Below are 25537 nucleotides of genomic sequence, written 5' to 3'. Positions count from 1 at the left end.
TCCCCAGCAGGCCGGAACCGGCCCTCATCCCGACAGACCTCTCCGCCGGAATCACTCTGGCGCGACGCCGCACTACCTCGTCACGAAAGGGCGTACGTGGCAGCCACCGACATCCACACCGCTGATTCCGCCAACGAATCGGCACCCGTTGCGGACGCTTCGAGCGTCGCAGGCGCTGCGGACTCCGCGGAGGGCACCGCTCCCGGCGCCAAGCCGCCGGCGAAGAAGACCGCTGCGAAGAAGGCCCCCGCGAAGAAGGCGGCCGCCAGGAAGGCTCCTGCGAAGAAGGCAGCCGCCAAGAAGACCACCGCGAAGAAGGCAGCAAAGAAGGCCACGAAGGCTGCGGGTTCGGGCGACGAGGACTTCGACGCCACCGAGGAAGCGGACCTCGCAGACCTCGAGGTCTCGGAGGGTGATCTCGCCGGCGCCGAGGATGTGGTGGTCGAGGACGACGAGCCCAGCGAGAAGGACAAGGCCTCGGGCGACTTCGTCTGGGACGAGGAGGAGTCCGAGGCGCTGCGTCAGGCACGCAAGGACGCCGAGCTCACCGCCTCGGCCGACTCCGTGCGCGCCTACCTCAAGCAGATCGGCAAGGTCGCCCTCCTCAACGCCGAGGAGGAAGTCGAGCTCGCCAAGCGCATCGAGGCCGGTCTGTACGCGACCCACATGCTGCAGCAGCTGGCGGCGAAGGGCGAGAAGCTCCCCGTCGCGCAGCGCCGCGATCTGAACTGGATCTGCCGCGACGGCAACCGGGCCAAGAACCACCTGCTCGAGGCGAACCTCCGTCTCGTCGTCTCGCTCGCCAAGCGCTACACCGGCCGCGGCATGGCGTTCCTGGACCTGATCCAGGAAGGCAACCTCGGTCTGATCCGCGCGGTCGAGAAGTTCGACTACACCAAGGGTTACAAGTTCTCCACCTACGCGACCTGGTGGATCCGTCAGGCCATCACCCGTGCCATGGCCGACCAGGCCCGCACCATCCGTATCCCGGTGCACATGGTCGAGGTCATCAACAAGCTCGGTCGTATCCAGCGCGAGTTGCTCCAGGATCTGGGCCGCGAGCCCACGCCCGAGGAGCTCGCCAAGGAAATGGACATCACGCCGGAGAAGGTGCTGGAGATCCAGCAGTACGCGCGTGAGCCCATCTCCCTCGACCAGACGATCGGCGACGAGGGCGACAGCCAGCTCGGCGACTTCATCGAGGACTCCGAGGCCGTCGTGGCCGTCGACGCCGTCTCCTTCACCCTGCTGCAGGATCAGCTGCAGTCGGTGCTCGAGACCCTGTCCGAGCGTGAAGCGGGCGTCGTGCGTCTGCGCTTCGGCCTCACCGACGGCCAGCCGCGTACCCTCGACGAGATCGGTCAGGTCTACGGCGTGACACGCGAGCGCATCCGTCAGATCGAGTCGAAGACCATGTCGAAGCTGCGCCACCCGTCGCGGTCGCAGGTGCTGCGCGACTACCTCGACTGACATCCGTCACGAAGAACGAGGGCCATCCGATCGGGTGGCCCTCGTTCTTCGTTCCGGACCCCGGGGTCAGCAGAAGAAGGCCGCTGGAGAAGGGGCGGCTAGAGAAGCTCCGGTTCGTCTCCGGGAAGGCGCTGTCGCTCGTCACCTCCGGGGAGTCGTGTGGATGCGAACCGCATCACCGGTTCGACGACCCGCGCGGCCACCGGACCGAGCACGGCGGTGATCATCACGTATGCCGAAGCGATCGCCGCGAGGCGACTGTCGACGTGTCCGGAGGCGACGGCCAGCCCGGCGATCACGATGGAAAACTCTCCCCGGGCGATGAGTGCCGCGCCGGCGCGCGCCCGGCCCATCACGGCGATACCGTGACGGGCCGCCGCGATCCATCCGGTGACGAGCTTCGTCAGCGCGGTCAGCACGGCCAGCAGGATCGCCCAGCCGAGCACCGGCGGTATCGCCGTCGGATCGGTGTTCAGCCCGAAGAAGACGAAGAAGATGGCGGCGAACAGGTCGCGGAGCGGTTCGAGGACCCGGACCGCGTTGTGTGCCGTCGAACCGGAGATGGCGATGCCCAGCAGGAAGGCGCCCACGGCCGCGGACACCTGCAGGGCCGACGCGATCCCCGCCACCAGCAGCGCTGCGCCGAGCAGCTTGAGCAACAGCGTTTCCCGATCGGGGCTGTCGAGCACGACCGAGACGTAGCGCCCGTATCGCACCACCAGCACCAACACCACGGTGACGAGACCGAGTGAGATCGCGACGGCTTCGAGGCCGCCGAGCAGACTCACGCCCGCCAGGATCGCAGTGAGGATCGGGAGGTAGACGGCCATCGCGAGATCCTCGAAGACGAGGATCGACAGGACGACCGGTGTCTCGCGGTTGCCGAGGCGCCCCAGATCGGCGAGGACCTTCGCCACGATCCCGGACGACGAGATGTAGGTGACACCCGCAAGCACGAAGGCGCCGATGGGTCCGAGACCCAGGATCAGCGCGATGGCGGCTCCCGGCACCGCGTTCAGGGCGAGGTCGAGCAGGCCTGCCATCCGGGAGCGTCGCAGGCCGCTGATCAACTCGTTCGCGGTGTACTCGAGACCGAGCAGCAACAGCAGCAGGACCACGCCGATCTCGCTGGCGATGTGACTGAACGCCCCGATATCGCCGAGCTGGATGAAGCCACCATTGCCGAAGCACAGGCCGCCGATCAGATAGAACGGGATCGGCGACATGCCGATCCGCGCCGCGAGCCGTCCGAGGACGCCGAGTCCGAAGAACACCGCACCCAGTTCGATGAGTGCGAGTGTCGTCGTGTCCATTCTGCGGGATCAGCCGTTGCGCAGGATCCTGGCGGCCGCGTCGAGACCGTCGGCCGTTCCGACCGTCACCAGGATGTCCCCACCCGTGAGAACGAAGTCGGGTGTCGGGGACGGCATGACCTGACCGGCACGCATCACGGCCACGACGGACACACCGGTGCGGGTGCGCAACGCGGTGTCGCCCAGTACCGCTCCGTCGAACCGCGAATCCTCGTGGATGTGGAGCTGGCGGGGGAGGATTCCGGGCAGGTCGCGGTGGTCCTCACGCAACTGGGCGACGAGCTGTGGGGCACCGAGCAGATTGCTGAGCGTCGCCGCCTCCTCGACGGTGAGAGGCAGGGAGGCCGCACACGCGTCGGGGTCGCCCGCCTTCGAGATGATGAGGTCGCTGTGACCGTCCCGATGGGTGATCACCCCGATGCGGCGCCCGGAGGCCAGTTCGAAGTCCTTGCGTACACCGATCCCGGGAAGCGGCGTCACGTCGACGATCATGGTCGAAAGACTAGTCCTCCGGACCGACGGCATCCGCTCGCTCCCGGTCGAGGGGCGGGAACCGACCGTCCGGTCCCGGCAGGTAGGGCGTCACCTCCACAACGACGTCGACGGGCAGGGGCCCGTAGAGGTGCGGAAAGCGCATCGACTCCGGGTCCTCCGGTACGCCGGGTTCGAAACGGAGCGGGTCGACGAGGCGCGTCGGGTCGACGCGCAGCAGGAGGAGGTCCGTGCGGCCTGCGTACAACCGGTCGGCGGGCAGGTGCACCTGGTGCGGGGTCGACAGGTGGACGAAACCCTGGGTCCCGAGGGAGTCCGGCACGACCGCCCCGAGGGGTCGGAAGTGGTCCCAGTCGTCGCGGGAGATGATGTGCAGCAGGGTCTCGGTCATGGCGTCATTGTGCGTCGGACAGCCCGTCCGGGGCGTTTCCGGCCCCCTCGGGCTCTGCGCTGTGAGCGAACACACCGTGCGGAAAACGGCCATGTCGAAGCATTTTCGCTGTTCGATGCGTGAAACACGCCACCATTGGGCATCCAGGGGAACAACACGTGAATACGAATCGTCTGTCAGAGTAGATCCACCGCGCCGGCCGGTGCGGCGGACCAGACCCCGGCACCCGATATGAGCGGTGGCCAGTTTGGAGGAGTCATGCCCGGTACGTTGACCAGCCCGAAATTGACCGCTGCAGATCGCTGCGATCGGTGCAATGCCGCCGCTCGTGTCCGCGCCGTCCTTCCTACCGGCGGAGAACTGTTGTTCTGCGGGCACCACGCGAACGAGCACACCGACCGCCTCCGTGAACTCGGAGCGACGATCGTGAGCGAGTCCGACGCCACCGTGTGATCCGCCGTCCGGAACCACGGTTCCGAGACCCGACCGAACGGGCGACCCCCTCGAGGTGGTCGCCCGTTCTCGTCGTCACCAACTGCGCAGGATCGCGATCCGGTCGCGCAGTTGCTCGGCGGTCGCCATCGCCGTCGGCGGACCACCGCACTGGCGACGCAGTTCGCCGTGGATCACCCCGTGCGGCTTCCTGGTCCGGTGGTGCACGACCGCGACGAGCGAATTGAGTTCGCGACGGAGCTGGGCGAGGGTGTCGGCGGTCTCGACACGCTCGGTCACCTGGGGCGGCGGCGTGGGTGCCGGTTCGGCCTTCGGCTTGTTCAGCTGCTGTTCCTGACGCTGACGCAGCAGCGCCCGCATCTGTTCCGCGTCGAGCAGACCCGGGAGCCCCAGATAATCGGCCTCCTCGTCGGAACCCGCGAATGTCGCGGTGCCGAAAGAGGATCCGTCGTAGATGACCTGATCGAGTTCGGCGTCCGCCCCGAGCGAGTGGTAGGCCTTCTCGTCCTCGCCGGGCTCGTCCTTGCGCCGGTTCGCGTCGGCGAGCAGCTCGTCGTCGAAGCCCTCCTTGACCCGGTGCGGCTTGCCGAGGACGTGGTCGCGCTGGGCCTCGAGCTGGCTGGCGAGCTCGAGCAGCACCGGCACGGACGGCAGGAAGACACTGGCCGTCTCCCCCTTGCGGCGCGACCGCACGAAGCGGCCGATGGCCTGCGCGAAGAACAACGGGGTCGAGGCGCTGGTCGCGTACACACCCACCGCCAGTCGCGGGACGTCGACGCCCTCGGACACCATGCGCACGGCGACCATCCACCTCTGGTTGCCCTCGCTGAACTGCGAGATGCGGTCGGAGGCGGTGGGATCGTCCGAGAGCACCACGGTCGGCATCTCGCCGGTGATCGACTCGAGGATCTTCGCGTACGCACGCGCGGTGGTCTGGTCGGTGGCGATGACGAGCCCACCGGCGTCCGGCATGCCGCCGGCACGCAGCTGCTGCAGACGGGTGTTCGCCGCCCCCAGCACCGCAGGAATCCAGTCGCCTTGGGGATCGAGGGCCGTCCGCCACGCCCGGGCCGTCTGCTCGGCGCTGAGAGGCTCTCCCAGTCGCGCGGTGAACTCCTCCCCCGCACTCGTGCGCCAGCGCGCCTCGCCCGAGTACGCGAGGAATACGACGGGGCGCACGACGCCGTCGGCGAGTGCGTCGGCGTAGCCGTAGGCGTGGTCGGCCTTGGACTGCAGCAGACCGTCCTCGTTCGGTTCGTAGCTCACGAACGGGATCGCACTGTCGTCGCTGCGGAAGGGCGTACCGGTCAGTGCCAGACGGCGGGTCGCGTCCCCGAACGCCTCGAGAATGCCCTCACCCCAGCTCTTCGCGTCGCCACCGTGGTGGATCTCGTCGAGGATCACCAGGGTGCGACGCGCCTCCGTGCGCACACGGTGCTTGAACGGGTGCGAGGCGATCTGCGCGTAGGTGACCACGACGCCCTGGTAGTCGCTCGATGTCTGCCCGGTGGAATTCGTGAAGTTCGAGTCGAGCGCGATGCCGATGCGGGCCGCGGCACCCGCCCACTGGTGCTTGAGGTGCTCCGTGGGGGCGACCACCGTGATCTGGTCGACCGTCCGGTCGCGCAGCAGCTCCGACGCCACCCGGAGGGCGAAGGTCGTCTTACCGGCGCCGGGGGTCGCGACGGCGAGGAAGTCGCGCGGCTTCGTCGCGAGGTACTTGGTGAGGGCGCGGCGCTGCCAGGCACGTAGCTGGGCCACAGGGGCGGAGGTCGTAGCTTGTCCGACGGTTTCGGTGCTCACCGGTTTCTCGTGCTCCTTGTCCGCTTCGCTCGGGTCGGTGCCACCGCACTCGTCCGGGCGCCGACCGTCATGCAGCCTATCGTCTCGGAGCCCGCGACCCCGCCGAAGCCGCGGCGTCGGCGGGGTCTCCGAGGACTGCGTGGCAGAATTCGAGAGGCCCTCACCTGCCTGTGCGCGCACGCGAGCGTGTCTTCAGGAATTCTGGAAGTAGATGAACGACACACCACGATCCCCCGCACAGGCACCCTCCGGCCGCGTTCGCCGCGCGGTCGGAAAGGGCTGGAAGGTCGTGACGCACACCCTGTCGTCGGCCTGGGACCACTCGATCTTCAGCAAGGCGGCGACCGCGGCCTTCTGGCAGACCCTCTCACTGCCGCCCCTGTTGCTCGGTCTGCTCGGCAGTCTCGGTTACGTCGGTGGCTGGTTCGGTCCCGACACGGTGGAGATCATCACGTCGAAGACCGTCACCTTCCTCCGCTCGGTCTTCAGCGACAGCGTGGTCGACCAGATCATCGAACCCACGGTCGAGGACGTCCTCCGTCGGGGTCGCGCCGACGTGATGTCGTTGGGCTTCGTGTTGTCGCTGTGGGCAGGATCGTCGGCGATCTCGACGTTCGTGGATTCGATCGTCGAAGCGCACCACCAGCAGGACCATCGCCACCCGGTGTGGCAGCGGATCTTCGGGCTGCTCCTCTACGTGATCTTCCTGATCCTGGCGGTGTTCACGATGCCGCTCGTCGCGCTCGGACCCACTCTGATCGGCCGGTTGCTGCCCGACGCCTGGTTCGATGTCGGCTCACGGATCATCGACACCTTCTACTTCCCCGCGGTGGGTCTGCTCCTGCTGATCGGTCTGACGACCCTGTACAAGGTGGCGCTGCCGAAGTCACTGCCGTGGCACCGACTGCTCGGTGGCGCGGTTCTGGCCGGGGTGTTCTTCCTCGCGTCGAGCGTGATCCTGCGGTGGTACCTGACGTGGGTCGCGGCCACGGGCTACACCTACGGTGCGCTCGCCGCCCCGATCGCGTTCCTGTTGTTCACGTTCTTCCTGGGGTTCGCCGTGGTCCTCGGAGCGGAGTTCAACGCCACGGTGCAACAGTTCTGGCCGGCGCGCGCCACGCGTCTGGAGCAGTGGCGGATCTGGCTCGCGGAGCAGTCGGCCCGTGATCCGTCGCCCGACAGCGGACCGGTGACGAACCTCACCCGCCGGTTGACGAGCTCCACGACCATCCGGCTGTCGGACCTGATCCGGCCCGGGGATCGCCAACCCGAGTCGTGGCCGATCGACGGGAAACCCGTCGAGTCGGATGCGGCGCCGGACGATCGGCCTGCCCCCCACGACGACACTGCTCCCCACGACGACACTGCCTCGCACGACGACAAGGCCGGGGGATCCGGAGTTCCCCCGGCCCAGACCGAACTGTTGACGGTGGAGGCAGTATCACCGTCTTCGCCGGCAGCAAGACCGTCGCCGGAATCACCCGACGCCGCGGCGGACGACGAGGTATTCCACCAGGTGTCTCAGTCGCCCTTGCGCAAACCGTCGTAGACTTTCTTGCATTCGGGGCACACCGGCGAGCCGGGCTTCGGCGACCGGGTCACCGGAAAGACCTCACCGCACAGCGCGACCACATGGGTACCCATGACCGCACTCTCGGCGATCTTGTTCTTCTTCACGTAGTGGAAGAACTTCGGGGTGTCGTCGTCGGTCGTTTCGTCGGTGGTGGTATCCGGCCGTTCCTTGATATCCGTGCTCACGTGTCCATGATGCCGCACGGAAGGGCCGGATGTGTATGTGCGTGCGACGGCCCGGCGTGGGAAGGTGGAAGACATGGCGAGAACTCACGGTTTCGGCGGATCCCCCGAGAACGGATCGCCCGACAACCCGGTTCTGATCACCGCGGCGGAGGCGTCGCTCGAGGATCAGCACCGAGCACGGGTTCGCAAGTACCTCACCATCATGTCGGTCCGCATCCCCGCCCTGCTGCTGGCGGCGATCGCGTACGGCGTATGGGCCAATCCCTGGATCTCGATGGCGATCATCGGGGTGTCGATCCCGCTGCCGTGGATCGCCGTCCTCATCGCCAACGACCGGCCGCCGCGCCGCAAGGACGAACCGAGCCGCTGGGACGGCCGCTTCGACGATGCCCCGGCGATCGAGTCGTCCCGCCACCATGTGATCGACGGCTGACAGGGACCCCGCACGGGACGCTTGCGAGAATGTCGTGGTGGACCGCGACCTTCTCCTGTCTCTCTGCCCGGCTCTGCGCACCGCATTGATCCGGTGCCGCTACGACCTCGACACCGTCCGGGAACTGCTCGGCCCCGAGGCGCACGCCGCCCTCGGGCGTAGCGAACCCGTCCCTGCTCGGCGCATCGCGCGCGGTGCGGGCGATCTCGGCGTGCTCGTGCGGCTGTTCCTCCTCCAGGACACCTGCCCCGAGGACGAGGTCGCGCAGGCTCTCGCTCCGGTGACGACGGAGCAGGCCGTGCAGGCGGGACTCGTCGAACGCGACGGCGACGGCGTGCGGGCCGCTCTCGACCTGCGGCCCCTCGACGCCGGGACCGGCAGCCGCTGGGTGCTGTCCGATCTCGACGGCTCGATCCGGCCCGTCCCGACCCGCCCCGATCACGTCCTCGGCGTCGGTCAGGCCTCCCTGTCGCTGCTGCAGGCCACCCCGACCGATCGGGTCGGTTCGGTGCTCGATCTCGGCACCGGTTGCGGGGTGCAGGCGATCTGCGCCGCGGACCACGCGGACGAGGTCACCGCGACCGACATCAACCCCCGCTGCTTGACACTGGCCGCCGCGAGCGCCGCGTTGAACGAGATCGACATCGATCTTCTCGAGGGGTCGTGGTTCGAGCCGGTCGCCGGCCGGACCTTCGACCGCATCGTCGCGAATCCACCGTTCGTGGTGAGCGCCGGACGTGTCGAGCACAGCTACCGCGATTCCGGTCTCGATCTCGACGGCGCCAGCCGGCTCATGATCTCGCAGGTCGCCGAACACCTGAATCCCGGCGGCACCGCCGCGATGCTCGCGTCCTGGGTGCACGTCGAGGGCGAGGACTGGCGGACCCGCGTCGCATCGTGGCTGCCGTCACACGGCGTCGACGCCTGGATCGTGCAGCGCGATGTCGCCGATCCGGCCCTCTACGTCGGGACGTGGCTGCGAGACGGTGACGCCGATCAATGCGAGCCGGAGGTCGCGGTGCGCGCCGAGCAGTGGCTCGACCACTTCGAGGAGCAGGGCGTCGAGGGCGTCGGGTTCGGGTTCGTCTACCTGCGCCGCACCGACCTGCCGTCCGATGTGATGGCCGAGGACCTGCGGCACGCGTTCACCGACGCGCTGGGTGACGAGGCGATCGACTACTTCCGGCGCCTCGACTGGCTGCGTACGCACGAGGTGCTCGACGCCCGTTTCGCGGTGCGGCCCGACACGGCCCTCGAGCGGGTGCACCTGCCCGGCGAGGACGGGTGGGACCAGGTGGTCGTGCGGGTGCATCGCGGTGGCGGTCCGGCCTGGCAGCACGAGGTGGACGACCTCGCGGCCGCCTTGCTCGGCGGCATGCGCGCCGACGGTCTTCCGCTCGGGGATCTCGTGTCGCTGCTCGCGGCCGCGCACGGCGAGGACGAGGACGACCTCCTCACGCGATCGGTGGGCCTCGTGCACGGCTTGGTGCGGCACGGGCTGATCGAGCCCGTCTGACCCCCTCCGGGGCGTTCCTGAGGTTCCACGATTCGGTTCTCTCAGCAACTTCTCAGGAGCTCATCGGGTTAGTGCAGGTCAGCGCGGTGGTACTCCGAGACCGACGGGAACTCCACCGCTTCGCCGGTCGTTGAACCCTGTGAGACACCACCGATGAGGAGGCACGTCATGGCACGCCCCGAAACCACCGCTCGCTTCGATTCCGACCTGGACGGTCAGAGCCCCGCAGCCGATCTCGTTCGCGTCTACCTGAACGGCATCGGACGGACCGCTCTGCTCACCGCAGCCGACGAGGTGGAATTGGCCAAGAGGATCGAGGCCGGCCTGTATGCCAAGCACCTGCTCGAGACGAAGAAGCGTCTGTCGGCGGCGAAGAAGCGCGACCTCGCGATCATCGTCCGCGAAGGACAGGCCGCTCGCAGCCACCTGCTCGAGGCGAACCTGCGCCTCGTCGTCTCGCTGGCGAAGCGTTACACCGGACGCGGTATGCCCCTGCTGGACCTCATCCAGGAGGGCAACCTCGGCCTGATCCGCGCAATGGAGAAGTTCGACTACGCGAAGGGCTTCAAGTTCTCGACCTACGCGACGTGGTGGATCCGTCAGGCCATCACCCGCGGAATGGCCGACCAGAGCCGCACGATCCGGCTCCCCGTCCACCTCGTCGAACAGGTCAACAAGCTCGCCCGCATCAAGCGTGAGCTGCACCAGCAGCTCGGCCGCGAGGCGACCGACGAGGAACTCGCCAACGAGTCGGGTATCCCCGTCGAGAAGATCGCCGACCTGCTCGACCACAGCCGCGACCCGGTGAGCCTCGACATGCCCGTCGGCAACGACGAGGAGGCCCCGCTGGGCGACTTCATCGAGGACGCCGAGGCGACGTCCGCCGAGACCGCCGTCATCGCCGGACTCCTGCACAGCGACGTCCGCAGCGTCCTCGCGACGCTCGACGAGCGCGAACAGCAGGTCATCCGGCTGCGCTACGGCCTCGACGACGGCCAGCCCCGCACCCTCGATCAGATCGGCAAGCTCTTCGGGCTGTCCCGTGAACGTGTCCGGCAGATCGAACGCGAAGTGATGGTCAAGCTCCGCGAAGGAGACCGCGCCGAGCGCCTTCGCGCCTACGCCAGCTGACCGGGCGCGTCAGCGGTATCCGATCCCCGAGAACCGGGCTGGGTTCTCGGGGATCGTTGCCGTTCGGGTGCCTTCTCCGTCAGGTGTTCGGCCGCCGGACTGCCGTCAGCGCAGACGGCGCGGTCCGAGGTCGAGCGGGTGCGGTTCGGGCCCGATCCGCACGTGCGCGTCGGTGAGTTCGGCTCCCACCACCGAGGCCAGGACCGGTTCGCACACCAGTTCGCGCACCTCGGGCAGGTCGTCGGCGAGCGCCGAGATCCTCTGGACGAAGTCGACGAGTGCCGGCTTGTTCACCGGTGCGGCATTGCGATAGCCCGAGAGCAACGGCGCCGCCTTCGGCGCGTCGATCAACTCGACCGCCTCGTCCTCCGTGAGCGGAAGAACCCGGTAGGCGCGGTCGCCGAGCAGGTCGGAGATCACACCGGCGAGACCGAACGAGATGAGCGAACCGAACGACGGGTCGTCCTGCACACGGATCGCGCAACCGATGCCCTTGTGGGCCATCCGCTGCACGTGCATCAACGGCTCCCCCGACACCGCGGCCAGGTCGCAATAGGCGATCCGTACCGAATCGGCGTCGACGAGATCGAGCCGGACCCCGGTCAGATCGGGCCGGTGCCGCCACTGCGCACCGGTGGCCTTGACCGCCACGGGGAAGCCGATCTCGTCCGCCGCCGCGACCGCCTCCTCCTCGGTGGTGACGGCGCGGAAGTCCGCGACCTCGACTCCGTAGCAGGACAGCAGCAGGGCCGCCTCGGTATCCGACAGGTAGCGACCCTCGGGAGTCGTCTCGAGCCAGCCGTCCACGAGCGCACGGGCGCGCTCGGGATCGATGCCCGCCGGTCGCACGACCTGCGAGGGCGGACGACTGCGCCATTTCGCGTACCGCCACGCCCGCCCCAGTGCGAGCGCCGCTCGTTCCGGACCGGGATAGGACGGCACGGATCCGCGGGTCGGGTTTCCGTCCGGTCCGCGCACGGCCAGGACGTCGGGGATACCCTCGGTCGCCAGGAAGGTCGTGACCACCGGCTTCTCCGACCCGGCGACGGCGTCGCGCAGGGCCTGCGCGTAGGGCTGGACGTCGACGGCGACCGGCGGGACGAAGACCGCGATCACCGAGTCGACATCGGGTGAGTCGAGCGCCCGGGCGACGGCTTCGGCGAATTCCTCGGGCGACGCCTGCGCGCCGAGATCCACCGCGTCCGGTGCCTGCAGACCCTGGCCGCGGGCGGCGTCGACGGCGAGCAGACCCAGGGCGGTGGAGTTGCCGACCACGGCGACGCGGGGACCCGCGGGCAGCGGCTGGTAACCGAACAGCAGGGCCGAGTCGAAGAGCTGGCCGATGGACTCGACCTGGACGACACCGGCCTGCTCGAACAGGTATCGCACGATGGTGTCGTCCATCTCCCCCGTCCGGGCGGCGAGCGCCGGCGGCACCGCGTGGCGGCCGCTCTTGACGGCGACGATCGGTTTGCTGCGCGCCACCCGCCGCGCGATGCGCGAGAACTTGCGCGGGTTGCCGAAACTCTCCAGATACAGCAGCACCACTTCGGTGGCAGGATCGGTGTCCCAGTACTGCAGCAGGTCGTTGCCGGACAGGTCGGCGCGGTTGCCGGCCGAGACGAAGGACGACAGTCCGACACCCGTCTTGGCGGCCTCGTCGAGGATCGCGATACCGAGGGCGCCGGACTGGCAGAAGAAACCGACGTTGCCGGACGCCGGGAGCACGGGCGCGAGGGTCGCGTTGAGTCGGATGGCGGGATCGTTGTTGGCGACACCGAGAGCATTCGGCCCGATGAGTCGCATACCGTGCGACCGCGCGGCCAGCGTGAGCCGCCGCTCGGCGTCGCGACCCTCCGGTCCGGTCTCGCCGAAACCGGACGAGACGACGAGCAGGGCCTTGACACCCTTCGCGAGACAGTCGTCGAGCACCGAGTCGATCGATTCGGCGGGGACGGCGGCGACCGCGAGATCGATCTCATCGGGGATGTCGCGGACGGTCGGGTAGGCGCGGACACCTCGGACGGACCGGTGTTCGGCGTTGACCGGGTAGACCGGCCCGGTGAACCCGCTGCGCAGCATGTTCACCAGCACGGCGTTGCCCACCTTGCGGCTGTCGGTGGAGGCACCGATGACGGCGACACTGCCGGGACCGAGGATGTTGCGCACGCTGCGCGCCTCGGCGGCGCGTTCGCGGGCGTTGCGGACCGAGACGAGGGCTTCGGTGGGGTCGATCGCGAACTCGAGCCGGACGACTCCCCCTTCGAAGCTGCGGCTGACCTGGTAGCCGGCTTCCCGGAAGACCGTGATCATGTGCCGGTTCTCGGCGAGGACCTCGGCGACGAAGGTGTGCAGTCCGTTCTCGGCGGCCGCGCCGGCGAGATGTTCGAGCAGGATCGGACCGAGACCGCGTCCCTGGTGAGCGTCGGCGACGGTGAAGGCCACCTCGGCGGAGAGACCGTCGCCCTCGTGCGAGAGTCCCTCGTACCGCCCGACGGCGATGATCTCGTCGCCGAGCACCGCGACGAACGCCACCCGGGACTTGTGGTCGACGACCGTGAAGTTGAACAGGTCCTTCTTCGAGATCGTCGGGTACGGACCGAAGTACCGCAGATAGCGGGTGCGTTCGGACAGTTTGCTGTGAAAGGCGACGATCGCGTCAGCGTCCTCGGGGACGATCGGCCGCAGGTGTACGACACCGCCGTCCGAGGCCAGCACGTCGGCGACCCAGTGCCGCGGATAGTCGCGGGCGCGCGCCAGCGCCGCCTCGCGCGCGGGGTCGGTCTCCCCTGTCGTCCCGGCACCCTGCGCGGGGGCCGCGCCCGTCGCAGACGCGGAGTCCGGTGCCGCCGAGGGATTCTGCCGGTCAGTCACGGGGGTCCTCCGGGTCCAGGCCGAGCAGCGGGAAGGCCGCCCGCCTCGTGGCGATGATCGCCGAATCGATGCGGGTCAGTGCGCGGTCCAGGGACGCGATCCCCGTTTCCGGTGTGCCACCGGGACCGTCCCACGGCAGGTACGAGACGTCGGAGCCCTCCCCCATGACCGTGGGCAGTTCGACGCTCGGGGCGAGAGCGCCGACGCGCTCGCTCCAGTCCGCCGGAACCGGGGTGCTCAGGTCGATCTCGCGGTCCAGCGCCGCGGCGATCAGGTGGGTCCACGCGCGCGGCACCACCCGCACGAGGCCGTAACCGCCGCCGCCCACGGCGAGCCAGCGACCCTCGCAGTAGCGGTCGGCGAGATCGCGCATCGCGAGATACGACGCGCGCTGGCCGTCGACGGTCAGGGAGAGATCGGCCAGAGGGTCCTCGCGGTGGCTGTCGGCACCGCACTGACTGATGAGTATCTGGGGGCGGAACGCCGCGACCGCGCCCGGCACGACGGCATGGAAGGCGCGCAACCACAACGCGTCCACGGTGCCCGGCAGTACCGGCAGATTGATCGCGGTGCCCTCGGCCGGACCCGAACCGACCTCGCTGGACCACCCGGTGTTGGGCCACAGCGTCGCGGGATGCTGGTGCAGGGAGATGGTCAGGACGCGGGGATCGCCGAGGAATGCGTGCTGCACACCGTCGCCGTGGTGGGCGTCGACGTCGATGTAGGCGATGCGGTCGTAGCCGTGGTCGAGCAGCCACGAGATCGCGATGGCGGCGTCGTTGTAGACGCAGAACCCGGCGGCCCAGTCGGCCATCGCGTGGTGCATGCCGCCCCCGATGCTCACCGCACGGCGGGCCCGGCCGCTCGCGATCTCGCGTGCGGCCGCGAGGGTTCCCCCGGCGAGCGTCGCGCTGGCCTCGTGCATACGGGGGAAGATCGGGTTGTCCTCGGTGCCGAGACCGTGGGGTGCGTCGGCCGGGGGTGCCGCTCCCTCCGGAGCGGAACCCGCGCGCTTGACCGCGTCGACGTAGGACGAGGTGTGGATGCGCAGCAGATCGGTGTCGTCCGCAGGGGACGGGCGGACCGTCTCGACGCCTTCGAGGAGACCGAGACTGCGGGACAGCGCCATCGTGAGATCGAGACGCGTGGGGTTCATCGGATGTGTCGGACCCCACCGGTAGTCGAGGTAGTCGGGGCTCCACACCACTATCCGATCGCCGCTCAGCTGTGTCGTACCGCCCGCCGCGGTGGAGCTCGTGGTCATGGACACAGACGCTACTGGTCCACCCACGGACATGCGAGCCTCGGAGGGCGCCCCCACCGTCCTGTTCGCACGGTTAGAATCGGCCCAGACGAAGGGGTGTGAGAGTGAAGGACCTGGTCGATACAACGGAGATGTATCTCCGGACCATCTACGACTTGGAAGAGGAAGGCGTGGTGCCGCTGCGCGCGCGTATCGCCGAGCGCCTCGAACAGAGCGGACCGACGGTCAGCCAGACCGTGGCCCGCATGGAACGCGACGGCCTGCTCCGGGTCGCCGGCGACCGCCACCTGCAGCTCACCGAGAAGGGCCGCGATCTCGCGGTCTCGGTCATGCGCAAGCACCGGCTCGCGGAACGGCTTCTCGTGGACGTGATCGGTCTCGACTGGGAGAACGTGCACGCCGAGGCCTGCCGCTGGGAACACGTGATGAGCGAGGAGATCGAGCGCCGTCTCGTGGAGGTGCTCAACAACCCGACCACCTCCCCCTACGGCAACCCCATTCCAGGACTGGCCCAGCTCGGCCTCGACCGCACGGCGGTCCTCGACGAGAAGCTGGTGCGGTTGACGGACATCCCGCACGGCAAGCCGACCGCGGTCGTGGTACGCCGGCTCGCGGAGTACGTCCAGTCCGACCCCGAGGTCATCGCGCGACTGCGTGAGGCCGGTGTGGTCCCGGACGCGCGGGTTACAGTCGAGACGCGACCGGGCTCGGTGTCCATCACCGTGGCCGGTCACGACAGCTTCGAGCTTTCCGACGAGATGGCCCACGCCGTGCAGGTGAAGCAGGTCTGACCCAGGCCCCTTTTCGCATGTCCGGTACGGGCGTGCGAAAAGGGGATGTCCAGCGTGAGACTTCTGGTGACCGGCGGCGCCGGCTATGTGGGCAGCGTGTGCACGACCGTGTTGCTCGAGCAGGGCCACGACGTCGTGGTCGTCGACGACCTGTCCACCGGGAACGCCGAAGCGGTGCCCACCGGTGCCGAGTTCGTCGAGGGCGACATCGCGGCCGTCGCCGACGAACTGCTCTCCGGATCCCGTTTCGACGGCGTCCTCCACTTCGGTGCACAGTCCCTCGTCGGCGAGTCGGTGGAGTTCCCCGAGAAGTACTGGCAAGGCAACGTGGTGACCACCCTGGCCCTGCTCGAGGCCGTCCGCCGCTCGGGTACCCCACGGTTGGTGTTCTCCTCCACCGCCGCGACCTACGGCGAACCCGACAGCGTGCCGATCACCGAGGACGCGCCCACCCGGCCGACCAACCCGTACGGTGCGTCGAAGCTCGCCATCGATCATGCGATCTCCTCGTACGCGCACGCTCACGGTCTCGCGGCGACGAGTCTGCGGTACTTCAACGTCGCGGGCGCCTACGGCGGCGCCGGGGAGAACCGGGTCGTCGAGACGCATCTGATCCCACTCGTGCTGCAGGTCGCTCTCGGTGTGCGCGATCACATCTCGGTCTTCGGCACCGACTGGCCGACCAAGGACGGCACCGCGGTGCGCGACTACATCCACGTCAAGGATCTCGCCGACGCCCACGTACTGGCACTGACGAAGTCCGAACCCGGCCGCCACGGCATCTACAACCTCGGCAGCGGAGAGGGCTTCACCGTCCGCGAGGTCATCTCGGCGTGCGAGCGAGTCACGGGCCTGCCGATCGCAGCGGTCGACGCGCCGCGCCGTGCCGGTGATCCGGCCGTGCTCATCGCCTCGAGCAGCCGCGCGATCTCCGAGCTCGGGTGGAACCCCCAGCACACCGATCTCGACGAGATCGTCTCCGATGCGTGGGAGTTCACCCGGTCTCTCGGCGACCGGCTGCACGCTGCTCGACGCTGATCGAGGACACGGCTCCGGTTCAGGACGGTTCGTCGCCGCGCGGCAGTTCGAGTCCCAGCCGCGCCGCGATCTCGTGTCCGGTCTCCGCGAGGCCACGGATCGACTCGGGACGCAGTCCCGCCTGCAGGGCCTGGTCGAGCAGATCCGAAAGCCGGTGGCGGGGATCGGATTCGAGGGCCGCTGCGAGCGCGACCCCGGCGAGCGGACCGTCGCCGCGCACGTAAGCGCCGAAGCCGACAAGCGCGGCGGCATCGGCGCGCTCGGGATCGGGCAGGGCCCGGGCGAGCTCGGTCCACAGACGCTCCGCCGGCCGTGCGAGCGGTCCGGTCGCAAGTCCCATGGCGGCGTCGCGCACCGTGCGGTTGGCGAGCAGGACGGCCAGCTCGGCGATGTCGGACGCGCTGGGATCCGTTCCGCCGGCGTACGTCTCGATGTGTGCGAGCACGGTTTCGAGTTCGAGACGGTCGGCGCGTTCGCCGCCGCCCTCGCGGGCACAGCGTTCGTACTCGCGGTCGCGGGTCTCGACGACCTCGTCGATACACCGCGCGACTTCCTGTCTCACCGCCGGCGGATACGGCGCGAGCAGTGCGGCGAGCTCGGTGCGGGAGCCTCGGATCGGGCTGCCCTCGAACACCCGGGCCACCGCGACCACCGAGGACCCGGGATCGGCCACGCTGCCGGTGATGTTCTGGCCGGGCACGAACCAGGTCGCTCCACCGGTGATCTCCGGTAGCGCGTACACCCCCGCCAGGTCGATGCCGACGGCGTCGAGATGGTCGGCGAAGTCGTCGACGAGCCTGCACACGTCGGCGATCACCGGATCGTGCCGGTCGATGAGGTCGTCGTCCACGAGAACGGCCACCACAGATTCCGCGCCCTCGCGGGCACAGACGGCGCAGAAGCGCCGGAACGCCGCGCGCATGGGTTCCGGGACCGACTCTCCGGGCCGGGGCAGGACGAGGTCGTGTCGCATCACGGCGCCGATACTCGCCACCTTCCCGTTCGGGCGGGTCGGAGCGTCACCCGTCGGGGTCAGGCACATCACGACGATCGAACGCATCGGCGGGAAGCCCATGAGGGCGGGCAGGGCGGCGATCACGTCACCGACATCGGTGAGACGGAGGGGATGCGACGACGAAGGCGTGGAAGTTGTCATGCTCGAACCGTGGCCCATCGGCCCGAGCGGAAAGCGACTCCCGGGGTCGTTCCGCGGCCTTCTGGGGATGAACCGGCCGGCTGTGGACAACTCCGCGACCGGCATCGTCGACCCGTGCCGAACGGACGATCCCGTCGGTGAACGCTGTTAGGGTGCGCGCCCGGCCCCGTCAGGGGCGGGCGGCGAAGTCGACGGCCTCCCGGAACACGAGGTCGAGATTGTCGGCGTCGGGCGGCGCCGCGTCGAAGGACAGGTACGTGACCGTCACACGCACGTCCCCGATCTGCGCGATCCGCGCGGCCATCGACTGCGTCATGCCACCCGATCCCCTGCCGGAGTCGACCGTGCGGGTCAGGGCCAGCGTCTCGGCCCCGTCGACGGCTATGGCGGGATCGTCGCCGAGGACGGTCGAGACGGTCGAGGTGATCCCCCGCACGGTGGCGTCCACCTGCGAGCACTCGGTGAGATAGGTGCGGTACTCGCCGACGTCCGGAGCGGAACGGGTGACCTCGACACTGATCGTCGCGCGACTGGCGTTGTCGGTACCGACCACCATGGCGGTGCTCTCGGGGCCGTAATTCTGCGGGGGCGGCAGACATCCGCCCGGATCGACCTTCGAGCCGGGCTGGATCCCGGTCAGGTCGGGCGCTGCCTGCGCCACGGCCTCCGGTGGGAGGACCACCGCGACGTACGGTTCGGGAAAACGTTCGGGAGGAAGCACCAGCTCGCCCGGTGCCCGGACAATCGCGGGTGCAGGTGCAGGCGCGGTTCCCGTCAGGGCTGCCGGTTCGGGCCGGGGGTCGCCGGAGACGGTCTGGGAGCAGGCGGATGCGAGCATCAGGCACGCTGTCGCCACCGCGCTTCGGGCGGCCGATGCGCGGCGCCTCGGACGAGTGTCGCGTCGGGTCACCCGAACCTCCCTCGGTCGTCGACGTCGGGCAGGATGTGCGCCCCGGAATCGGTCGTCGTAGCGTCGATTAGACTCGAACACCACCATGCCACGTCGGGTGACCCCGGCGGAGATGCCGAGACGAAGTGTGATCGGAGTGGTTCGCAGATGGACGAACAGTCCCGCATGTACGAGCTGGAATTCCCGGCTCCGCAGCTCACCTCCCCGGAAGGTGAGGGGCCGGTCCTCGTGCACGGTCTCGAAGGTTTCGCCGACGCGGGACACGCGGTGCGCCTGGCGACCACGCACCTGCGCGAGAGTCTGGAGACCGAGCTCGTCGCGTCGTTCGCCGTCGACGAACTGATCGACTACCGGTCGCGTCGGCCGCTCATGACGTTCAAGGCCGACCACTTCTCGGACTACGCCGAGCCCGAACTGAACCTGTACGCGCTCATCGATGAGGCCGGCACCCCGTTCCTGCTGCTCGCGGGTGCCGAGCCGGATCTGAAGTGGGAGCGTTTCATCACCGCGGTGCGGTTGCTCGCCGAGCAGTTCGGGGTGCGGCGGACCATCGGACTCAACGCGATCCCCATGGCGATCCCGCACACCCGGCCGTTGGCGGTCACCGCGCACTCGACGAACAAGGACCTCATCGCGGGGCACCACCGTTGGTCGGGCGAGCTCCAGGTGCCCGCGGGAGTGTCGTCGCTGCTCGAATACCGCATGGGCCAGCACGGGCACGAGTCCGTAGGCTTCTCCGTCCACGTGCCGCACTATCTCGCCCAGACCGACTATCCGGCGGCCGCCGAAACGCTGCTGACGAACGTCGCAGAGGTCGGCGGTCTCGAGCTGTCTCTGCAGGCGCTCGGTGAGGCCGCGGCGCGGGTGCGGGAGCAGATCGACGAGCACATCGAGGACAATGCCGAGGTCCTCGGCGTGGTACACGCGCTCGAGCGGCAATACGACAGCTACGTCGCCGCCCAGGAACAGCAGACCTCTCCCCTGCCGACCGACGAGAGTCTGCCGACGGGTGAGGAGATCGGGGCGGAGTTCGAGCGGTTCCTCGCCGAATACGACCGGCGCGGCGCCGGTCCCGGCGGCGATCTCCCCGGTCCGGACGACGGAAGAACCGGCGACGGCGAATTCGGCGAGTTCGACCCGGACGACGGGGACGATTCCGCTCCGCGTTGACACCACGGCGGGTTCGCCGGATGTTTCATGATCATCACAATCGTCGTTGTCGACGTCACATACAGACATGTACGCTTCGGCGACATGCCACAGTGGTAGTTGTGTCCGGCTCTCGGCCACGGGTCGGGCAGCCTGACTACCACCACGCGATCACCGACGTCGCAGGAGACGCTCATGGTTCCACCGCGCGCCCGGACGCTCCGCCCGGTTCCGGACAACGAACCCCGCATCGTGTTCCGCACGATCCACGGTTACCGACGCGCGTTCCGCCTGGCCGGAAGCGGTCCCGCACTGCTGCTCGTACACGGAATCGGTGACGACTCGTCGACCTGGCAGGACGTGATCCCGCACCTGGCGGAGAAGTACACCGTGATCGCCCCCGACCTGCTCGGGCACGGTCGATCCGACAAGCCGCGGGCCGACTACTCGGTGGCCGCCTACGCGAACGGTATGCGCGACCTGCTGTCGGTCCTCGGGATCGAATCGGTCACGGTGATCGGCCATTCGCTCGGCGGCGGGGTGGCGATGCAGTTCGCCTACCAGTTCCCGCACATGGTCGAGCGTCTGGTGCTCGTCGCGTCCGGCGGTGTCACCAAGGACGTCCATCTTGCCCTGCGGCTGATCTCGGTGCCGATCGTCAGCGAAGCGCTGCGGGTCCTGCGACTGCCCGGGGCGATGCCCGTCCTGCGCGCTGCCGGCGCGATGCTGAACCGGGTCAACGGATCGCCACTGAGGCCCGGTGCCCTGCTGCACGACACCTCGGATCTGGTGCGCGTACTGGGGAACCTCCCCGACCCCACGGCCTACGAAGCGTATTTGCGCACGCTGCGCGCGGTGGTCGACTGGCGCGGTCAGGTGGTGACCATGCTCGACCGCTGTTATCTGACGGAGAACCTTCCCGTCCAGCTCATCTGGGGCGATCACGACAGCGTCATCCCCATCGCCCACGCCTATCTCGCGCATTCGGCCATGCCCGGTTCACGTCTCGAGATCTTCCGGGGCTCCGGCCACTTCCCGTTCCGCGACGACCCGCTGCGCTTCCTGCGGGTGGTCGAGAACTTCCTGGAGACCACCGCTCCCCTGGAGTTCGACCTCGACCGCTGGCGCCGGCTCCTCGTGTCGGGTGTGAGCGAGTCGCAGATCAGCGGTGGCCCGGAGACCCGCATGGCGGTGCTCGGCGCGATGGGTTCGGACGAGCGCAGCGCCACCTGACCTGCACTACACGCCGGGCCACGCGACCCGCGGCGGTGGGTCGGGTCCTTCCGACTAGCCTGGAGAAGTGCTGCTTCCCGATCTGATACCCGACCCCGTCGACGACGACGCGCTGTTCGACGCGTTCACCACCTGGACGACGGATCGTGGCATCTCGCTGTATCCGGCGCAGGAGGAAGCGCTCATGGAGCTCGTCGCCGGCTCCAACGTCATCCTCGCCACGCCCACCGGCTCGGGAAAGTCGATGGTAGCGCTCGGCGCGCACTTCTTCGCGCTCGCTGCCGGGAAGCGCACCTTCTACACCGCCCCGATCAAGGCGCTCGTGAGCGAGAAGTTCTTCGCCCTGTGTGACATCTTCGGTGCCGACAAGGTCGGCATGATGACCGGCGACGCATCGGTCAACGCCGGAGCGCCGATCATCTGCGCGACCGCCGAGATCGTCGCGAATCTCGCGTTGCGCGAGGGACCGGACTCCGACATCGGCCAGGTCGTGATGGACGAGTTCCACTTCTACTCCGAACCCGACCGCGGGTGGGCGTGGCAGGTTCCGCTCATCGAGTTGCCGCACGCGCAGTTCCTGCTCATGTCCGCGACGCTCGGCGACGTGACCTTCCTACAGAAGGATCTGACCCGCCGCACCGGACGGCCGACGGTGGAGGTCTCGGGCTCCGAACGACCCGTCCCGTTGACCTTCTCGTACTCGCAGGCACCCATCGGTGAAGCGATCGAAGAACTTGTCACCACCCATCAGGCACCCGTCTACGTCGTGCACTTCACCCAGGCCGCGGCCCTCGAGCGCGCCCAGGCCCTGACCAGCGTGAACATGTGCACGAAGGCCGAGAAGGAGGCGATCGCCACCGCGCTGGGCGACTTCCGGTTCTCCACCGGCTTCGGCAAGACCCTCTCGCGTCTCGTCCGGCACGGTATCGGTGTGCACCATGCGGGCATGCTGCCGAAGTACCGGCGCCTGATCGAGAAGCTCGCGCAGGACGGGCTCCTGAAGGTCATCTGCGGAACCGACACGCTCGGCGTCGGCATCAACGTGCCGATCCGCACCGTGTTGCTCACGGGCCTGACGAAGTTCGACGGCACCCGCACCCGGCAGCTCAAGGCGCGCGAGTTCCACCAGATCGCCGGTCGCGCAGGCCGCGCGGGATACGACACGATGGGCACCGTCGTCGTACAGGCCCCCGAGCACGAGATCGAGAACGTCCGGGCCCTCGCCAAGGCCGGGGACGACCCGAAGAAGCGCCGGAAGGTGCAGCGCAAGAAGGCACCCGAAGGGTTCGTCTCGTGGGGCGAGGGCACCTTCGACAAGCTGATCGCGGCGTCGCCCGAACCGCTGCAGTCGCGGTTCTCGGTGAGCAACTCGATGCTGCTCAACGTCATTGCGCGACCGGGCAACTGCTTCGACGCGATGCGGCATCTGCTCGAGGACAACCACGAACCCCGTCCGTCGCAGCGCAAGCACATCCTCAAGGCGATCTCGCTGTACCGGGGCCTGCTCCAAGCGGGTGTGGTGCAGCAACTCGACGAGCCCGACGAGTTCGGGCGCCGGGCCCGCCTCACCGTCGACCTGCAGCGCGACTTCGCGCTCAACCAGCCGCTGTCGCCGTTCGCCCTCGCAGCGATCGAACTGCTCGACGTCGACTCCCCCACCTACGCGCTCGATGTGGTGTCGGTCATCGAATCGACCCTCGACGATCCCCGTCAGGTGCTCATGGCGCAGCAGCATGCCGCACGCGGTGAGGCCGTCGCACAGATGAAGGCCGACGGCATCGAGTACGACGAGCGGATGGAACTGCTCGAGGAGATCACCTGGCCCAAGCCGCTCGTGGAGCTGCTCGAGCCGGCCTTCGAGACGTACCGGGGTGGGCATCCCTGGGTGTCGGAGTTCCCCCTCTCGCCGAAGTCGGTGGTGCGCGACATGATCGAGCGCAGCATGACCTTCTCCGAGATGGTCTCGCACTACGGCCTGGCCCGCTCCGAGGGGCTGGTCCTGCGCTATCTCGCCGACGCCTACCGCGCGCTGCGGCAGACGGTGCCGGACGCCGCGCGCACGGAGGAACTCGAGGACATCATCGAGTGGCTCGGCGAGCTGATCCGGCAGGTCGACTCATCGTTGCTCGACGAGTGGGAGTCCCTCACCCATCCCGGGGTGGAATCCGACGACCAGCAGATCGCGTTCGGCGTCGACTCCCCTCGCCCGTTGTCCGCGAACGTCCGCGCGTTCAAGGTCATGGTCCGCAACGCGATGTTCAAGCGGGTCGAGCTGGCCTCGCGTCGACGCTGGGACGAACTCGCGGCCCTCGGCGACGGTCTCGACGCCGAGGACTGGGAAGACCTGCTCGAGCTGTACTTCGACGAGTACGACGAGATCGGTACCGGCCCCGACGCGCGTGGACCGCTGCTGTTCACCGTCGAGATGGGTCCCGAGTTGTGGCGGGTGCGTCAGACCCTGCACGATCCGCAGGGCGATCACGGCTGGGCGTTGATCGGCGAGGTGAACCTCCGCGAGTCCGATGCGGCCGGTGAAGTGGTGTTCGACGAGTTCGAGATCGTCGAGGGCTGATCGTCGCAGGCGGCGGACCTCGGGAGCGGTAGCCTGACTCGGTGAGCGAACCGACCGTGCAACCCTTCCGCTTGGCCTACGTCCCGGGTGTCACCCCCGCGAAGTGGGTGCGGGTGTGGAACGAGCGGATGCCGGACGTCCCGATCGAACTGGTCCCCGTCGAACCCACGGCCGGTGCGGATCCGCTACGCGAGGACGTCGCCGACATCGCGCTGCTGCGCCTGCCGCTGCAGCGGGACGGCCTGTCGGTCATCCCGCTCTACACCGAGGTCTCCGTCGTAGTGGTGCCCAAGGAGCACGTGTTCGCGGCGGTCGACGAGGTGTCGGTGTCCGACCTCGCCGACGAGACGGTGCTGCATCCGCTCGACGACGTGCTCGACTGGGTCGCCCTACCCGGTGAGGAGGCGTTCGAGCGGCCCGCGACCACCGAGGACGCGATCTCGCACGTCGCCTCGGAGGTGGGTGTGCTCGTCACGCCGCAGTCGCTCGCCCGCCTGTACCACCGCCGCGACCTGACCTACCGTCCCGTCGTCGACGCGCCCGCGTCCCAGGTGGGTCTCGTGTGGGTCACCGACCGGACGACCGATCACGTCGACGAGTTCGTGGGCATCGTCCGGGGACGGACGGCCAACAGTTCCCGTGGCCGCAGCGATTCCGAGCCGGACGCCGAGTCGGGCGGCACCTCGCGTCGTGGCGAACGCAAGGGCTCGACCCCGAAGCGCCGCGCGCCCGAGCCCAAGACGTCCCGCCGGGCGGGGACGTCCGCGCGGAAGCGCCCCGGGAAGCCTCGGCGTGGTCGGCGCTGAGGGGGTCTTCGTCAGGAGACGGGGCGGCAGGTCGGCGGGACGCAGCCACGGATGGTGTCGGCGAGGATGCGGTAGTCGACTCCGCGTGGGGACGACGAGCGGAACACCAGCCCGATCCGGCGGCCGGGTGCCGGGTCCGCGAAGTGCGCGACCTCGAGGTCTCCCCGGGCAGTTTCGACGGCGACCGCGGAGGCCGGGACGAGGGTGATGCCCAATCGTCCTGCGACGCAGCGCACCACGGTGGACAGGGAGGTCGCGCGGGTGTCGCCGAGTGCCGGTCGCGCGTCGATGGACCGGCACAGGTCGAGTGTCTGGTCGCGCAGGCAGTGGCCTTCGTCGAGCAGCAGCAGTTGTGCGTCGTCGAGCGCGGAGACCGAGAGGTCGGTGCGCCCGGCGAGTTCGTGTCCGGTCGGCAGGACGAGGACGAAATCCTCGTCGTACAGCGGCACTTCGATGACACCCGAGACGTCTGCGGGCAGGGCGAGGACGGCGACGTCGAGGGTTCCGGCGCGCAGGGCGTCGAGGAGACGCGCGGTCTGGTCCTCGACGACCTGCAGCGACAGCGCCGGCATCGCCCGGTCGAGTGCGGGCAGGATCTCGGGCAGGACGTAGGGCGCGACGGTGGGGATCAGGCCCACCCGCAGCGGGCCCGAGAGTCCGTCGGACACTCCTGCAGCCGCGGCGACGAAGCCGTCGGCGGCGTCGAGTACCACCTCCGCGTAGGGAAGCAGGCGCGCTCCCACCGGTGTCACGAGCACGCGGCGGGTGCTCCGCTCGATGAGCTGGACGCCGAGGCCGTTCTCGAGAGCCGCCAGCCCCTGGGACAGGGTGGGCTGGCTGACCTCGAGTCGCGCTGCTGCCGTGCCGAAGTGGCGGTAGGTGGCCACCGCGACGAAGGCACGCAGCTGCGAGAGGGTGGGCTGGTAGCTCTGATCGGTCACGCCTATCAGTGTAGTGCGACCTATCGTCTCTACCTTTCGCAGC

22 protein-coding genes are annotated in these 25537 nt (G+C 68.8%); 12 read left to right on the top strand and 10 right to left on the bottom strand.

From position 1 onward, the window contains the following. The first annotated feature begins 96 nt into the window (after positions 1 to 96). Positions 97 to 1470 (top strand): RNA polymerase sigma factor, encoded by a 1374-nt coding sequence (locus tag IM25_RS15820; protein ID WP_019289209.1) that lies wholly within the window; start codon positions 97 to 99, stop codon positions 1468 to 1470. 98 nt (positions 1471 to 1568) lie between these two features. On the opposite strand, the gene IM25_RS15815 is transcribed toward IM25_RS15820, so the two are convergent. The 3 genes from IM25_RS15815 to IM25_RS15805 are packed head-to-tail and all read right to left on the bottom strand — an operon-like array spanning position 1569 to position 3666. Beyond that, positions 1569 to 2783: a cation:proton antiporter gene (locus tag IM25_RS15815; RefSeq protein WP_019289208.1), complete on the bottom strand. Its 1215-nt coding sequence runs from the start codon at positions 2781 to 2783 to the stop codon at positions 1569 to 1571. Positions 2784 to 2792: 9 nt separating this feature from the next. Then, entirely contained in the window at positions 2793 to 3275 is a 483-nt protein-coding gene (locus IM25_RS15810; protein ID WP_065996165.1) for a cation:proton antiporter regulatory subunit, read from the bottom strand. 10 nt (positions 3276 to 3285) lie between these two features. Continuing rightward, positions 3286 to 3666: a DUF952 domain-containing protein gene (locus tag IM25_RS15805; RefSeq protein WP_006551339.1), complete on the bottom strand. Its 381-nt coding sequence runs from the start codon at positions 3664 to 3666 to the stop codon at positions 3286 to 3288. 258 nt (positions 3667 to 3924) lie between these two features. Between IM25_RS15805 and IM25_RS15800 the strand changes: the two genes are divergently transcribed. Further along, positions 3925 to 4119 (top strand): DUF7455 domain-containing protein, encoded by a 195-nt coding sequence (locus tag IM25_RS15800; RefSeq protein ID WP_006551338.1) that lies wholly within the window; start codon positions 3925 to 3927, stop codon positions 4117 to 4119. 75 nt (positions 4120 to 4194) lie between these two features. Here the strand turns inward: IM25_RS15800 and IM25_RS15795 are convergent, their stop codons facing one another. After that, complete coding sequence (locus IM25_RS15795) at positions 4195 to 5922, bottom strand: DEAD/DEAH box helicase (protein ID WP_024100707.1); 1728 nt, start codon at positions 5920 to 5922, stop codon at positions 4195 to 4197. A gap of 211 nt (positions 5923 to 6133) precedes the next feature. On the opposite strand from IM25_RS15795, the gene IM25_RS15790 reads away from it, so the two are divergent. Continuing rightward, positions 6134 to 7471, top strand: a complete 1338-nt coding sequence (locus tag IM25_RS15790) for a YihY/virulence factor BrkB family protein (protein ID WP_033096555.1) — start codon at positions 6134 to 6136, stop codon at positions 7469 to 7471. Here IM25_RS15790 and IM25_RS15785 read toward each other — a convergent pair. Beyond that, complete coding sequence (locus IM25_RS15785; protein WP_006551335.1) at positions 7444 to 7680, bottom strand: DUF3039 domain-containing protein; 237 nt, start codon at positions 7678 to 7680, stop codon at positions 7444 to 7446. The two genes, IM25_RS15790 and IM25_RS15785, sit on opposite strands and share 28 nt — an antisense overlap. Before the next feature lie 73 nt (positions 7681 to 7753). Here IM25_RS15785 and IM25_RS15780 point away from each other — a divergent pair, with 73 nt between their 5' ends. From IM25_RS15780 to IM25_RS15770, 3 genes are all read left to right on the top strand, one after another. Next, entirely contained in the window at positions 7754 to 8113 is a 360-nt protein-coding gene (locus IM25_RS15780; RefSeq protein ID WP_006551334.1) for a DUF3099 domain-containing protein, read from the top strand. 37 nt (positions 8114 to 8150) lie between these two features. Further along, on the top strand, positions 8151 to 9629 hold the full coding sequence (locus tag IM25_RS15775; protein ID WP_033096554.1) for a DUF7782 domain-containing protein: 1479 nt from the start codon (positions 8151 to 8153) through the stop codon (positions 9627 to 9629). A gap of 168 nt (positions 9630 to 9797) precedes the next feature. Beyond that, positions 9798 to 10760 carry a sigma-70 family RNA polymerase sigma factor gene (locus IM25_RS15770; RefSeq protein ID WP_006551332.1) on the top strand — a complete coding sequence of 321 codons (963 nt, stop codon included), beginning with the start codon at positions 9798 to 9800 and terminating at the stop codon, positions 10758 to 10760. A gap of 105 nt (positions 10761 to 10865) precedes the next feature. Here IM25_RS15770 and IM25_RS15765 read toward each other — a convergent pair whose 3' ends face one another. Together IM25_RS15765 and IM25_RS15760 are read right to left on the bottom strand one after the other, a co-directional pair. Beyond that, positions 10866 to 13520: a bifunctional acetate--CoA ligase family protein/GNAT family N-acetyltransferase gene (locus tag IM25_RS15765; protein ID WP_051424908.1), complete on the bottom strand. Its 2655-nt coding sequence runs from the start codon at positions 13518 to 13520 to the stop codon at positions 10866 to 10868. Positions 13521 to 13626: 106 nt separating this feature from the next. Then, complete coding sequence (locus IM25_RS15760; protein WP_006551331.1) at positions 13627 to 14898, bottom strand: acetoin utilization protein AcuC; 1272 nt, start codon at positions 14896 to 14898, stop codon at positions 13627 to 13629. A 104-nt stretch (positions 14899 to 15002) separates the two neighbouring features. Between IM25_RS15760 and IM25_RS15755 the strand changes: the two genes are divergently transcribed. Then, entirely contained in the window at positions 15003 to 15689 is a 687-nt protein-coding gene (locus tag IM25_RS15755; protein WP_033096553.1) for a metal-dependent transcriptional regulator, read from the top strand. 45 nt (positions 15690 to 15734) lie between these two features. After that, positions 15735 to 16727 carry a UDP-glucose 4-epimerase GalE gene (gene galE / locus IM25_RS15750; RefSeq protein ID WP_175427942.1) on the top strand — a complete coding sequence of 331 codons (993 nt, stop codon included), beginning with the start codon at positions 15735 to 15737 and terminating at the stop codon, positions 16725 to 16727. Between the two features lie 19 nt (positions 16728 to 16746). Here galE and IM25_RS15745 read toward each other — a convergent pair whose 3' ends face one another. Together IM25_RS15745 and IM25_RS15740 are read right to left on the bottom strand one after the other, a co-directional pair. Further along, positions 16747 to 17883 carry a DUF4192 domain-containing protein gene (locus IM25_RS15745; protein WP_024100702.1) on the bottom strand — a complete coding sequence of 379 codons (1137 nt, stop codon included), beginning with the start codon at positions 17881 to 17883 and terminating at the stop codon, positions 16747 to 16749. A gap of 169 nt (positions 17884 to 18052) precedes the next feature. Continuing rightward, positions 18053 to 18793 carry a sensor domain-containing protein gene (locus IM25_RS15740; protein ID WP_230826296.1) on the bottom strand — a complete coding sequence of 247 codons (741 nt, stop codon included), beginning with the start codon at positions 18791 to 18793 and terminating at the stop codon, positions 18053 to 18055. A gap of 147 nt (positions 18794 to 18940) precedes the next feature. Here IM25_RS15740 and IM25_RS15735 point away from each other — a divergent pair, with 147 nt between their 5' ends. From IM25_RS15735 to IM25_RS15720, 4 genes are all read left to right on the top strand, one after another. Next, the gene (locus IM25_RS15735) at positions 18941 to 19963 is read left to right on the top strand and encodes a proteasome assembly chaperone family protein (RefSeq protein ID WP_033096552.1); all 1023 of its coding nucleotides are present in this window, start codon (positions 18941 to 18943) and stop codon (positions 19961 to 19963) included. A 174-nt stretch (positions 19964 to 20137) separates the two neighbouring features. Further along, positions 20138 to 21175 (top strand): alpha/beta fold hydrolase, encoded by a 1038-nt coding sequence (locus IM25_RS15730; RefSeq protein ID WP_006551325.1) that lies wholly within the window; start codon positions 20138 to 20140, stop codon positions 21173 to 21175. Positions 21176 to 21242: 67 nt separating this feature from the next. Beyond that, positions 21243 to 23747 (top strand): DEAD/DEAH box helicase, encoded by a 2505-nt coding sequence (locus tag IM25_RS15725; protein WP_033096551.1) that lies wholly within the window; start codon positions 21243 to 21245, stop codon positions 23745 to 23747. Positions 23748 to 23788: 41 nt separating this feature from the next. Beyond that, positions 23789 to 24553 (top strand): LysR family substrate-binding domain-containing protein, encoded by a 765-nt coding sequence (locus IM25_RS15720; RefSeq protein WP_033096550.1) that lies wholly within the window; start codon positions 23789 to 23791, stop codon positions 24551 to 24553. 11 nt (positions 24554 to 24564) lie between these two features. Here the strand turns inward: IM25_RS15720 and IM25_RS15715 are convergent, their stop codons facing one another. Beyond that, positions 24565 to 25494 (bottom strand): hydrogen peroxide-inducible genes activator, encoded by a 930-nt coding sequence (locus IM25_RS15715; RefSeq protein ID WP_033096549.1) that lies wholly within the window; start codon positions 25492 to 25494, stop codon positions 24565 to 24567. Positions 25495 to 25537: the final 43 nt, after the last annotated feature.

Source organism: Rhodococcus sp. p52, from assembly GCF_000763325.2.
In the GTDB taxonomy this organism is placed as follows: Bacteria; Actinomycetota; Actinomycetes; order Mycobacteriales; family Mycobacteriaceae; genus Rhodococcus; species Rhodococcus pyridinivorans.
The sequence above is the reverse complement of the archived record's forward strand: the minus strand, read 5'-3'. Positions and strand labels throughout refer to the sequence as shown.